The sequence below is a fragment of the Pseudomonas sp. B21-047 genome (assembly GCF_024748775.1).
In the GTDB taxonomy this organism is placed as follows: Bacteria; Pseudomonadota; Gammaproteobacteria; order Pseudomonadales; family Pseudomonadaceae; genus Aquipseudomonas; species Aquipseudomonas capeferrum.
Genome location: NZ_CP087169.1, coordinates 1296178 through 1308780 on the forward strand (window position 1 = coordinate 1296178; position 12603 = coordinate 1308780).

Genomic DNA, 12603 nt, shown 5'->3' on the forward strand with positions numbered 1-12603 from the left:
GCGTATCCTAGCATTAACCCAATACCAGATTCTGTGGATTGCCTGCCATCCAGCAGTTGATGTTGTCCAGCGTGGTGGTGGCGATGGCGTCCAGGGCTTCGCGGGTCAGGAAGGCCTGGTGGGCGGTGACGATCACGTTGGGGAAGGTCAGCAGCCGGGCCAGCACGTCGTCTTGCAGTGGCAGGTCGGAGCGGTCTTCGAAAAACAGCTGGGCCTCTTCCTCGTACACATCCAGGCCAAGGTAGCCGAGCTGGCCGCGCTTGAGCGCGTCGATCAGGGCCGGGGTGTCGACCAGGGCTCCTCGGCCGGTGTTGATCAGCATCGCCCCGGGTTGCAACTGCGCGAGGCTCTGCGCGTTGATCAGGTGCCGGGTGTGCTCGGTCAGCGGGCAATGCAGGCTGATGATGCGCGCTTCGCGCAGCAACTCGGGCAGTGCCAGGTAGCGGGCGCCGAGGGCCAGCAGCTCCGGGTTGGGGTAGGGGTCGTAGGCCAGCAACTGGCAGCCGAAGCCGGCCATGATGCGGGCGAAGGCAACGCCGATCTGGCCGGTGCCGACCACCCCGACGGTCTTGCCGTGCAGGTCGAAGCCGGTCAGGCCGTGCAAAGTGAAGTCGCCTTCGCGGGTGCGGTTGTAGGCCCGGTGCAGCCGCCGGTTGAGGGCGAGGATCAGGGCCACGGCGTGCTCGGCCACGGCGTGTGGCGAGTAGGCCGGTACCCGTACCACGGCCAGACCCAGGCGTTGGGCGGCGTTCAGGTCGACATGGTTGTAGCCCGCCGAGCGCAGGGCGATCAGGCGCGTGCCGCCCGCAGCCAGGCGCGCCAGCACCTGGGCGTCGAGTTCATCGTTGATGAAGGCGCAGACCACCTCGTAGCCATCGGCGAGGGGCGCGGTGTCCAGGGTCAGGCGGGCAGGCTGGAAGTGCAGGTCCAATAAAGTGCCGGCGGCGGCCTGGGTAAAACTCTCCTGGTCGTAGTGCTGGCTGCTGAACAACAGGGCGCGCATGGTCGGGCTTCCTTTGCGAGGGGCTGGGTATTGTAGCCGCCTGGCCTGTCAGGCATTCAGGTGAGCCTGACAGGCCAGCCGGTTGATCGCGCTGTCCAGCTCATCCAGTGCCTGCTGTGCAAGCGGATGCTCCTGTTTGAGCAAGGTCTCGCTGCGCTGGCATGCCGCCCGTAGTTGCGGCACGCCGCAATAACGCGAAGCGCCGTTGAGGCGGTGTACCTGCTCGATCAGCGTGGTGTGATCGTGCGCTTCACGCGCAGCGCGTATCGCCTCGCGATCGGATTCCAGCGACGCCAGCAGCATGGCCAGCATGTCGGCCGCCAGGTCGGGCTTGCCGGCTGCCAGGCGCAAGCCCTCCTCGGGGTCCAGCACCTTCAGTTCGTCACTGTTGGCCAGTTGTTCTGCCAGGCGTTCCTGCTGTGGCATGCCAAGGCTCAGGCCGGTCCACTTCATCACCACCTGGGCCAACTGCCGCTCGCTGATCGGCTTGGTCAGGTAGTCATCCATGCCGGCATGCAGCAGGGCGCGTTTCTCGTTGGCCATGGCATGCGCGGTGAGGGCGACGATCGGCAGCGGGCTGCCGTTCTGGGCGTTTTCCCACAGGCGGATCTGCTCGGTACAGGCGCGGCCATCCATGCCGGGCATCTGCACGTCCATCAGCACCAGGTCGAACGGCTCGTCCTGTACTGCCTGCACCGCCGCGTAGCCATTGTCCACCGCCAGTACCTCGGCACCGAGGTCTTCGAGCAGGGTCTGCACCAGCAGCAAGTTGGCCGCATTGTCATCAACGCAGAGGATCTTCGGCTGGCGCTGGCCGCTGTGGACGTTTGGCTCGCCGAGCGGGCGACGTGGCTGCACCAGCTCCAGCAACAGCCGACGCAGCTTGCGCGTACAGGTCGGTTTGGACAGCAACTGGCCGTGCCCATTGGGCAGGTAGGGGTGATACAGCGCCTGCTCGGTGGTCGGGCACAACACCACGCATTGGCATTGGTAGCGCTCAAGGTGCAGGTGATATTCCCCGAGCTGCTCGGGTGTGAGGTTGCCCAGGTTGGCGCCGAGCACCGCGAAGTCGAAGGGGTGGCCAGCCTGGTGGGCGGCCTGCACGGCATGCAGCAACTGATCGAAAGAAGCGAACAGGCTCACGCTCAGGCCGCAGTCCTCAAGCTGATGCTCCAGTGCCTGGCGCGCCAGCTCATGGCTGTCGACGATGGCCGCGCGCCGCCCCAGCAGCGGTTGCAGCGGCAGGTCTTCGGCATCGTCGTGGGCCTTGGGCAGGTTGAGGCTGATCCAGAACTGCGAGCCTTCACCCGGCGTGCTGTCGACGCCGATCTCGCCGCCCATCTGCTCGATCAGGCGCTTGGAAATCACCAGGCCCAGGCCGGTGCCACCGGGCTGGCGAGCCAGCGAGTTGTCGGCCTGGCTGAAGGCCTGGAACAGGGTGCGCACATCCTGCGGAGACAAGCCGATACCGGTGTCCTGCACGCTGATGCGAAGCTGTGCGCTGTCTTCGCGTTCGTCCTCGAGCATGGCGCGCACGACGATCGTGCCTTCGCGGGTGAACTTGATGGCGTTGCTCACCAGGTTGGTGAGGATCTGCTTGAGGCGCAGTGGGTCGCCGACCAGTGAAGACGGGGTGTCACGGTAGATCAGGCTGAGCAGTTCGAGCTGCTTGGCGTGGGCGGCAGGGGCGAGGATGGTGAGGGTGTCCTGGACCAGGTCGCGCAGGTTGAACGGAATGCTGTCGAGCACCAGCTTGCCGGCCTCGATCTTGGAGAAGTCGAGGATCTCGTTGATGATCCCCAGTAGGTTGTCGGCGGACTTCTCGATGGTGCTCAGGTAATCCAGCTGGCGCGGCGTCAGTTCGCTTTTCTGCAGCAGGTGGGTGAAACCGAGGATGCCGTTGAGCGGGGTGCGGATCTCGTGGCTCATGTTGGCCAGGAACTCCGACTTGATCCGGCTGGCCTCCAGGGCTTCCTTGCGGGCCATGTCCAGCTCGATGTTCTGGATCTCGATGGTTTCCAGGTTCTGGCGCACGTCCTCGGTGGCCTGGTCGATGCTGTGCTGCAACTCTTCATGGGCGCTGTGCAGGGTCTCGGCCATGCGGTTGATGCCGCGGGCCAGCTCGTCCAGCTCATGGCTGCCCATGGCCGGCAGGCGTTCGTCGAGGTGGCCGTCCTTGAGCTGATTGACCGTGTGCTTGATGCGTTTGATCGGGTCGTTGATGGTGCGGCTCATGCGCAGGGCCAGCAGGCCGCTGAGGGCCAGGCAGGCGAGGATCAGCAACAGGCTGGTGAACAGGTTGCGGTAGCCCCGCAGCAGGGTGCCGTCATGCGACAGTTCGATTTCGACCCAGCCCAGCAGGCGTTCGGCCTCGGCTGGCACCGCATCGGTGGCCAGGTCGCGGTGGTGGCCGAAGACCGGCATCAGGTAGCGGGTGGCATCATTGCCGGTGCGTTGCAGCAACTGGGTGCCGGTGCCGCCGCTTGGCGGCTGGTTGAGCATGCTCGGGCCGGCATGGGCCAGGCGCGTGCGGTCCGGGGCAAGGAAGGCAACGGCGCGCACATCGGCTTGCTCCAGGGTCTGTGCGGCAATCCGCTCCAGTTGCGCGGGCGCCAGGCGGGCCATGGCGGGCGCAGCCAGTGGCGCCAGTTGCTCGGCGATCATCTTGCCGCGTTGCAGCAGCTGGGTGCGCAAATCGCTTTGCTGCAACCAGGTGAAATAACTGCCCAGTACCAGCGCCATCAGGCCGGCAGGCAGCAGGGCCAACAACAGGACCCGGCTTCTGATTCCCAAACGATCGAGCACACTTGCCTCCTGTCATGTGCCTGGACGCCGTCAACCGCGTGACGGACCAAGCCGGGAAGTTACTCCGCCTGTTCCGGTATTGCACTCATTTGTCTGTCTTTTCGTGGCCTTGGCAAGGCATTGGTCGCAGGGCGGTTGCTTACAGCCGAGCGGATGCTCAATAATTGCGCAATTGAGAATGCATGGCAGTTGCTAATGAATCCCGTAGCTATTCACACCTCCAACATCCTCGCGATCGAGGATGACCCGGTGCTGGGCGCCTATCTGCACGAAGAGCTGCAGCGGGGTGGTTTCCAGGTGACCTGGTGCCGCAATGGCCTCGAAGGCCTTGAAACGGCAGGCCGTCAGGCCTTCGATGTGGTGCTCATGGACATCCTGCTGCCTGGGCTCAACGGCCTGGATGCACTGGCCCAGTTGCGCCTGCGCAGCGCCACGCCGGTAATTCTGATGTCGGCGCTGGGCGCCGAGGCCGATCGTATCAGCGGTTTTCAGCGGGGCGCCGACGACTACCTGCCCAAGCCCTTCAGCATGGCCGAACTGCAGGTGCGCATCGAGGCGATCCTGCGGCGTGTGGCCCTGGAGCGGCGTCATCAGCCGCAGCAGGAAGCCGTTTCAGGCGGTTTGCAGTTTGACGAAGCGCTCAGCGATGTACGGCTCGAAGGGCGCCTGGCCGGCCTCACCCCGAGCGAATACCGGCTGCTCGAGATCCTCAACCGCAACCTGGATGAGGTGCTGAGCAAACCCTTCCTTTATCAGCAGGTTCTGCAGCGGGGTTACTCGCGGCATGATCGCAGCCTGGACATGCACGTCAGCCAGATTCGCCGCAAGCTCAAGGGCATCGGCTACCAGGAGCGGCAGATCCGCACCGTCTGGGGCAAGGGCTACGTGCTCAGCGCCAGCGAAATGGAGTAGGCCATGCTCGACCGCCATTCACTGTTCTGGAAGCTGGCCATTCTGTTGGTGGGCTTCTGCCTGCTGATGATCGGCCTGAGCTACACCTGGGGCCGGCACATGGAAACCCAGAACGCCTTCCTTTCCGAGCCGGCGCGGCAGTTGCTGCGCGGCTACGCGGCCGAGGCCGAACGGGCCTGGCGTAGCGGCGGGCGAGCAGGGCTGGACCAGTGGGTGGGCGAGATGCACCAGCGCGAGCGCGGCTGGGTCGGCGTGCTCGACAGCAACCTGCGGCCGCTCGACAGCGCCACCCTGCGCCCCGATATCATGCAAAGGCTGACGCGCCTGCGCAGCGTCGACTGGCCCATGAGCCGGCGCAGTGTCGACCAACCTTGGCTGCGCATTCCATTCCCGGGGGCGCCGGAGCAGGGCATGCTGGTGATCGAGCTGCCCGAACGCCTCAACCCCGGCCAGTACCGCGTACTGTGGCGGGTGGTGACCAACGGCATCATCCCTGGCCTGTTCACCCTGCTGCTGTGCGTGGGCCTGTACCGCATGCTGATCGTGCCGCTCAACCAGTTGCGTGAGCAGGCCAATGCCTGGCGCGCCGACCAACTGTCGGCGCGCCTCGACCCGCGCACCATCGCCCGGCATGACGAGCTTGGCGAGCTGGCCCGGGCGTTCGACCAGATGGCCGACCGGCTACAGGGCACCGTGGCCCTGCAGCAGCAGATGTTGCGCGACCTGTCCCACGAAATGCGCACGCCGCTTAGCCGGCTGCGTGTGGCCTGTGACGGCGAAACCGACCTGCAGGGCCTGCGCGAGCGGCTGGCGCGTGAGGTGGACTGCATGCAGCAACTGGTCGAGGGCACCTTGCAGCTGGCCTGGCAAGACGCCGAGCGCGCGCCGATGAACCTGGAGCCGATCCAGGTCCAGGCGCTGTGGGACCTGCTCGCCGAAGATGCCAGTTACGAAAGCGGCTGGTCACCCGCGCGGCTGCGCTGCGAACTGCCCGCCAGTTGCTGGGTGCAAGGCAACCTCAATTACCTGGCCCAGGCGCTGGAAAACCTGCTGCGCAATGCCATCCGTCACTCGCCGGCCGACGGCCAGGTGCGCCTCGGCGGGCAGCGCGAGGGCAACCACTGGTGGCTGTGGCTGGAGGATGAAGGCCGGGGCGTGGCCGAGGAGGACCTGGAACGGATCTTCGCGCCGTTTTCCCGGCTGGATGGTTCGCGCCCCGGCGACGGCGGGTTCGGCTTGGGGTTGAGCATTGCCCGCAGCGCCATCCAGCGCCAGGGCGGGACCTTGTGGGCGGAGAATGGCAAGCGGGGCCTGCGCTTGTGGATGCGCCTGCCCGCGCATGAACCCGTTGGCCGCGAACAGGACGACAAGCGGCCGCAGCGCACCGCTTATAGCGTGTAGCTATATGCATCACAGATTGCGTGATATGGCCGGGAAAGGTTTGCCGGTATGATAGGCGCCCCTGCCGTCCGGATTGTGAAATACGCCATGACCTTGCAGTACCCAACCATCGCCGATTGCGTCGGCAATACGCCCCTGGTTCGCCTGCAGCGCATTGCCGGAGAGACCAGCAACACGCTTCTGCTCAAGCTCGAAGGCAACAATCCCGCCGGCTCGGTCAAGGACCGCCCGGCGCTGTCGATGATCTCCCGCGCCGAACTGCGCGGCCAGATCAAACCTGGCGACACGCTGATCGAGGCCACCTCGGGCAACACCGGCATCGCCCTGGCGATGGCGGCAGCGATCAAGGGTTACAAGATGATCCTGATCATGCCGGACAACTCCACCGCCGAACGCAAGGCCGCCATGACGGCCTACGGCGCCGAGTTGATCCTGGTGACCAAGGAGGAGGGCATGGAAGGTGCCCGTGACCTCGCCGAGAAGCTGCAGGCCGAAGGCCGCGGCCTGGTGCTCGACCAGTTCGCCAATGGCGACAACCCGATCGCCCACTACAACAGCACCGGCCCGGAGATCTGGCAGCAGACCCAGGGCAACATCACCCATTTCGTCAGTTCCATGGGTACCACCGGCACCATCATGGGCTGCTCGCAGTACCTCAAGGAGCAGAACCCGGCGGTGCAGATCATCGGCCTGCAGCCGATGGAAGGCTCGGCTATCCCGGGCATCCGTCGGTGGCCGGAGCAATACCTGCCGAAAATCTTCGACGCCAGCCGCGTGGACCGCGTGGTTGACATGTCGCAGCAGGAAGCCGAAGACATCACCCGCCGCCTTGCCCGTGAAGAGGGCATTTTCTGCGGCGTGTCTTCCGGCGGTGCGGTCGCGGCGATGCTGCGCCTGTCTCGCGAGGTGGAAAACGCGGTAATGGTCGCAATCATCTGCGACCGTGGTGACCGATACCTGTCCACTGGCCTGTTTGACCCGAGCTAAATGTCCAAGAAGAAAAGCAACAGCGGCCTGCGCTTCCAGCCAGCCGGTGGCAACCGTAGCCCTCAGGTTCCCGTGGGCAAGAAACAGCGCCTGGATATCGAGCGCCTGGCCGGTGACGGCCGTGGCATCGCATTCCATGAAGGGCGTACCTGGTTCGTCAGCGGCGCGTTGGCCGGTGAGGCCGTCGAGGCCCGCGTGCTCAATGCCCGCGGCAAGGTGGTGGAGGCGCGCCTGGAACGCGTGCTGCAGGCCAGCCCCGAACGGCGCGAGGCGCCGTGCCGGCACTATGCCCGCTGTGGTGGCTGCAACCTGCAGCATTTGCCCCACGAAGGGCAACTGGCGCTCAAGCAGCGCACGCTGGCCGAGCAACTGCAGCGGGTTGCCGGCCTACAACCCGACGCATGGGCCGCCCCGCTGAGCGGGCCGGAATTCGGCTACCGGCGCCGGGCGCGGGTAGCCGTGCGCTGGGACATCAAGGCGCGTCAGCTGGAAGTCGGCTTCCGTGCCGAAGCCAGTCAGGAGATCATTTCCATCGACGAATGCGCGGTGCTGGTACAGCCCTTGCAGTCGATTCTGCGTCACTTGCCGACCGCCTTGCGTGCGTTGAGCAAACCGCAGGTAATCGGCCATGTCGAGCTGTTCAGCGGCACTGCCGAAGCCGTGCTGGTACGCCATGTCGCGCCGCTGGCGGAAGATGACCTGGCACGCCTGCAGGCATTTTGCAGGGAGGCCGGGGCGCAGCTCTGGCTGCAGGGTGAAGGTGAGCCGGCGCCCGTGGATACGGCCGCGAAACTGGGCTTTGCCCTTGAGCCCTGGCAGTTGGAACTGGCCTGGCGCCCCGGCGACTTCGTGCAGGTCAACGCGCAGGTCAACACGGCGATGATCGAGCAGGCCCTGGCCTGGCTCGCACCCACGGCCGACGAGCGTGTGCTGGACTTGTTCTGCGGCCTGGGCAACTTTGCCCTGCCGCTGGCCCGCCAGGCCCGTGAAGTGGTGGCGGTGGAAGGTGTACAGGCCATGGTCGATCGGGCTGCGGCCAATGCCCGAAACAACAATGTGCATAACGCACGGTTTTTTCAGGCCGATTTATCGCAGCCTTTGGCAGGTGCCGAATGGGCCGCCGAAGGCTTTTCTGCGGTACTCTTGGATCCACCGCGCGACGGTGCTTTCGAGGTGGTGCGAGATATCGCCCGCCTCAAGGCCAAGCGGCTGGTCTACGTATCGTGCAACCCGGCCACGCTGGCGCGAGACGCCCAGGTGCTGGTCGGTCAGGGGTACCGGTTAAAAAGGGCCGGGATTCTCGACATGTTTCCTCAGACGGCGCATGTCGAGGCCATGGCGTTATTCGAGGCGGGCTAGCAGACTGGCCCGTTGGTGGGGTTGCCAGGGAATGGCGGCCACACAGTGGAAGCCTGCGTACCCGCGTGGTGCGCTGTATGGAAAGGTAAAACAAAGATGGTACAGGTGAGAGTGCACCAGCCGGTCAACACCGACGGCAGTATCAATCTCGAAGCATGGCTGGATCATGTGGTAAGCGTCGATTCGGCCCTGAATCGCGCGGAACTCAAAGAAGCCTGCGAGTTCGCTCACGAAGTCGAGAGAAAGGGTAACCCTGCCAAGCATTCCTGGGCCGACGGTACGTCCAGCTTCCAGGCGGGCCTGGAGATCGCCGAAATTCTCGCCGACCTCAAGCTCGACCAGGATTCGCTGGTAGCGGCCGTCATCTATCGCTCGGTGCGCGAAGGCAAAGTGACCTTGGCCGAAGTCAGTCAGCGCTTTGGGCCGGTGGTGTCCAAATTGATCGACGGCGTGCTGCGCATGGCGGCCATCAGTGCCAGTCTCAGCCCGCGCCAATCGTTGGTGCTGGGCTCCCAGGCGCAGGTCGAGAACCTGCGCAAGATGCTCGTGGCCATGGTCGACGATGTGCGCGTGGCGCTGATCAAGCTGGCCGAGCGCACCTGTGCAATCCGCGCGGTCAAGGCTGCCGACGACGATAAACGCCTGCGTGTCGCGCGCGAAGTGTTCGACATCTATGCACCACTGGCTCACCGCCTGGGTATCGGTCACATCAAGTGGGAGCTGGAAGACCTGTCTTTCCGTTACCTCGAACCCGACCAGTACAAACAGATCGCCAAGCTCCTGCACGAGCGCCGGCTGGACCGCGAGCGCTTCATCAGCGACGTGATGAACCAGTTGCAGAACGAACTGCTGGCCACCGGCGTGAATGCCGATATCAGTGGCCGGGCAAAACACATCTATTCGATCTGGCGCAAGATGCAGCGCAAAGGCCTGGAATTCAGCCAGATCTACGATGTGCGCGCAGTGCGCGTGCTGGTGCCGGAGATCCGCGACTGCTACACCGCATTGGGCATCGTTCATACGCTGTGGCGGCACATCCCCAAGGAGTTCGACGACTACATCGCCAACCCCAAGGAGAACGGCTACCGCTCGTTGCACACGGCGGTGATCGGCCCCGAGGGCAAGGTGCTGGAGGTGCAGATCCGTACCCATGGCATGCACGAGGAAGCCGAACTGGGCGTGTGCGCGCACTGGCGCTACAAGGGCACCGACGTCAAGCCCAGCTCCAATCACTACGAAGAGAAGATTTCCTGGCTGCGCCAGGTGCTCGAGTGGCATGAAGAGCTGGGTGACATCGGCGGCCTGGCCGAACAGCTGCGGGTCGACATCGAGCCTGACCGGGTCTATGTGTTCACCCCCGACGGCCATGCCATCGACCTGCCCAAGGGCGCCACACCGCTGGACTTCGCCTACCGCGTGCACACCGAAATCGGTCACAACTGCCGCGGCGCCAAGATCAACGGGCGTATCGTGCCGCTCAACTACAGCCTGCAGACGGGCGAGCAGGTCGAGATCATCACCAGCAAACACGGCAACCCCAGCCGTGACTGGTTGAACTCCAACCTGGGTTACGTCACCACCTCGCGGGCACGGGCGAAGATTGTCCATTGGTTCAAACTGCAGGCACGCGACCAGAACGTGGCGGCCGGCAAGACCTTGCTCGAACGTGAACTCAGCCGCCTGGGCCTGCCCCAGGTGGACTTCGAGCGCCTGGCCGAGAAGACCAACGTCAAGACCGCCGAAGACATGTTCGCCTCGCTGGGTGCCGGTGATCTGCGCCTGGCGCACCTGGTCAACGCCGCCCAGCAATTGCTCGAGCCCGAGCGCATCGAGCAGATCGAGCTGGTGCAACGCAAGCCCACCGGGCCGCGTACCGGCAAGCGCGGCGATATCCAGATCCAGGGTGTCGGCAACCTGCTGACGCAGATGGCCGGCTGCTGCCAGCCGCTGCCAGGCGATGCCATCGTCGGCTATATCACCCAGGGCCGGGGTGTGAGCATCCACCGCCAGGACTGCGCTTCGGTGCTGCAACTGGCAGGCAAGGAGCCAGAGCGGATGATCCAGGTCAGTTGGGGGCCGATCCCGGTGCAGACCTACCCGGTCGACATCGTCATCCGTGCCTACGACCGCCCAGGCTTGCTGCGTGACGTGTCGCAGGTACTGCTCAACGAGAAGATCAACGTGCTGGCGGTCAACACCCGCTCGAACAAGGAAGACAACACGGCGTTGATGTCGCTGACCATCGAGATTCCAGGCCTGGATGCGCTTGGGCGCTTGCTGGGGCGGATCTCGCAGTTGCCGAACATCATCGAGACGCGGCGTAATCGTACGCCTTGAGACTGGGGTGGCAGCTTCGCGGGTTCACCCGCGAGCAGCCACCACCGGAGGACCTTAATGACCTACACCCTCGAAGACCTGCTGCACCTCATGGCCCGCCTGCGTGACCCGCAACATGGCTGCCCGTGGGATTTGCAGCAGGACTACGCCAGCATCGTCCCGCACACCCTCGAAGAAGCCTACGAGGTCGCCGACACCATCGAGCGCGGCGATTTCGAGCACTTGCAGGGCGAGCTCGGCGACCTGTTGTTCCAGGTGGTCTACTACAGCCAACTGGCCCGGGAAGAGGGGCGTTTCGCCTTTGACGGGGTGGTCGACAGCATCACCCGCAAGCTGATCCGCCGCCACCCGCACGTATTCCCCACCGGCGAGCTGTACGCACCGGTGGGCACGCCCAGCCTGAGCGAGGCCGAGGTCAAGTTGCGCTGGGAACAGATCAAGGCCGAAGAGCGCGCCGAAAAGAGCGAGCCTGAACAGCTGTCGCTGCTCGATGATGTGCCTGCGGCATTGCCGGCGCTGTCGCGGGCAGCCAAACTGCAGAAGCGTGCGGCCACGGTCGGTTTCGACTGGCCTGACGCATTGCCGGTGCTGGACAAGGTCCGCGAGGAGCTGGATGAAGTCCTGCAGGCCATGGCCGACGGTGATGCCGATGCGCTACAAGACGAGGTCGGCGATCTGCTGTTCGCCACCGTCAACCTGGCCCGCCACCTCAAGCAAGACCCGGAGCATGCCCTGCGCCGCGCCAACCGCAAGTTCGAGCGACGTTTCCGCTTTATCGAACAGGCATTGCGCGACAGCGGTCGGCCCATCGAAGATTGTAGCCTTGACGCGCTGGATGCCCTTTGGGGTGAAGCCAAACGTCAGGAAAAGAACCTGCCCAGCTGCGGCTGAGCTGTTGCATAAGTGAGTGAATTCATGAGCCTTTCCCTTCGCGACCAATTGCTCAAAGCCGGTCTGGTCAACCAGAAACAGGTCTCGCAGACCAACAAAGCCGAAAAGAAACAAAAGCGCCTGGAGCACAAAGGCCAGGTCGAGGTGGATGACACCCAGCAGCGCCTCGCCAAGGAAGCCATGGCTGACAAGGCCAAGCGTGACCAGGAGCTGAACCGCCAGCAGCAGGAAAAGGCCGAGCAAAAGGCCCGCGCCGCGCAGGTCAAGCAGTTGATCGAAGCGACTCGCCTGCCCAAGCTCAACAGCGAGGACTACTACAACTTCGTTGACGACAAAAAGGTCAAGCGCATTGCTGTCAATGCCCTGATGCGCAGCAAGCTGAGCAATGGCTCGCTGGCGGTGGTCTCCTTCGCTGGCGGCTACGAGGTGATTCCGCGTGAGGCGGCGGTGAAGATCCAGGAGCGCGACCCGCATCGCGTGCTGCTGCTCAACACCCACGTTGAAGAGGCCAACGAGGATGACCCTTATGCGGCTTACAAGATCCCTGACGACCTGATGTGGTAAGCATGAAAAACCCCGCCTAGGCGGGGTTTTTTTTTGAAGGCGGTGTCATTGCGTGGCGCGCAGGTTTTCCAGGTCTTCGAGCTCTACCCGATACTGGTGGGCTTCATGTTCGTTGTGGAACATTCCGACCAGTTGGCCCTGCTGGTGCACATCCCAGATCCGCACGCCAGCGGCCAGGCCTTCGTGGGACATTTTCGATTCGTCGCGTTCGGTTACTTGGACTGTCATCGGTAAACTCCACTTTTCAGTTGGCTGCGGCACTGTGTCGCAGGTCTTCTTTATAGAGTTTGTTAGCAGCCTAAGTAAATAAAACGGGCATGAAACAAGTTTCATGTAAGGGTGGC

At 64.1% G+C, this 12603-nt stretch carries 10 protein-coding genes; 7 read left to right on the plus strand and 3 right to left on the minus strand.

The features are described from left to right. Positions 1–13 precede the first annotated feature (13 nt). Together LOY26_RS05975 and LOY26_RS05980 are read right to left on the minus strand one after the other, a co-directional pair. A complete protein-coding gene (locus tag LOY26_RS05975; protein WP_186654546.1) occupies positions 14–1003 on the minus strand; it encodes a 2-hydroxyacid dehydrogenase in 990 nt (329 codons plus the stop codon). 48 nt (positions 1004–1051) lie between these two features. After that, complete coding sequence (locus LOY26_RS05980; RefSeq protein ID WP_033700825.1) at positions 1052–3808, minus strand: response regulator; 2757 nt, start codon at positions 3806–3808, stop codon at positions 1052–1054. Positions 3809–4003: 195 nt separating this feature from the next. On the opposite strand from LOY26_RS05980, the gene LOY26_RS05985 reads away from it, so the two are divergent. The 7 genes from LOY26_RS05985 (at position 4004) to LOY26_RS06015 (ending at position 12259) form a co-directional block, all read left to right on the plus strand. Beyond that, positions 4004–4720 carry a response regulator transcription factor gene (locus LOY26_RS05985; RefSeq protein ID WP_186662985.1) on the plus strand — a complete coding sequence of 239 codons (717 nt, stop codon included), beginning with the start codon at positions 4004–4006 and terminating at the stop codon, positions 4718–4720. Positions 4721–4723: 3 nt separating this feature from the next. Next, a complete protein-coding gene (locus tag LOY26_RS05990) occupies positions 4724–6121 on the plus strand; it encodes a sensor histidine kinase (RefSeq protein ID WP_186662986.1) in 1398 nt (465 codons plus the stop codon). A gap of 87 nt (positions 6122–6208) precedes the next feature. Continuing rightward, on the plus strand, positions 6209–7108 hold the full coding sequence (gene cysM, locus LOY26_RS05995; RefSeq protein WP_186662987.1) for a cysteine synthase CysM: 900 nt from the start codon (positions 6209–6211) through the stop codon (positions 7106–7108). Beyond that, positions 7109–8467 (plus strand): 23S rRNA (uracil(1939)-C(5))-methyltransferase RlmD, encoded by a 1359-nt coding sequence (rlmD, locus tag LOY26_RS06000; protein ID WP_258714482.1) that lies wholly within the window; start codon positions 7109–7111, stop codon positions 8465–8467. 96 nt (positions 8468–8563) lie between these two features. Further along, positions 8564–10804 (plus strand): GTP diphosphokinase, encoded by a 2241-nt coding sequence (gene relA / locus LOY26_RS06005; RefSeq protein ID WP_033700819.1) that lies wholly within the window; start codon positions 8564–8566, stop codon positions 10802–10804. 57 nt (positions 10805–10861) lie between these two features. Beyond that, positions 10862–11695: a nucleoside triphosphate pyrophosphohydrolase gene (gene mazG / locus LOY26_RS06010; protein ID WP_095064094.1), complete on the plus strand. Its 834-nt coding sequence runs from the start codon at positions 10862–10864 to the stop codon at positions 11693–11695. A 24-nt stretch (positions 11696–11719) separates the two neighbouring features. Next, positions 11720–12259: a DUF2058 domain-containing protein gene (locus LOY26_RS06015; RefSeq protein WP_033700817.1), complete on the plus strand. Its 540-nt coding sequence runs from the start codon at positions 11720–11722 to the stop codon at positions 12257–12259. Positions 12260–12304: 45 nt separating this feature from the next. Here the strand turns inward: LOY26_RS06015 and LOY26_RS06020 are convergent, their stop codons facing one another. Further along, a complete protein-coding gene (locus LOY26_RS06020; RefSeq protein ID WP_033700816.1) occupies positions 12305–12487 on the minus strand; it encodes a hypothetical protein in 183 nt (60 codons plus the stop codon). Between the last annotated feature and the right edge of the window lie 116 nt (positions 12488–12603).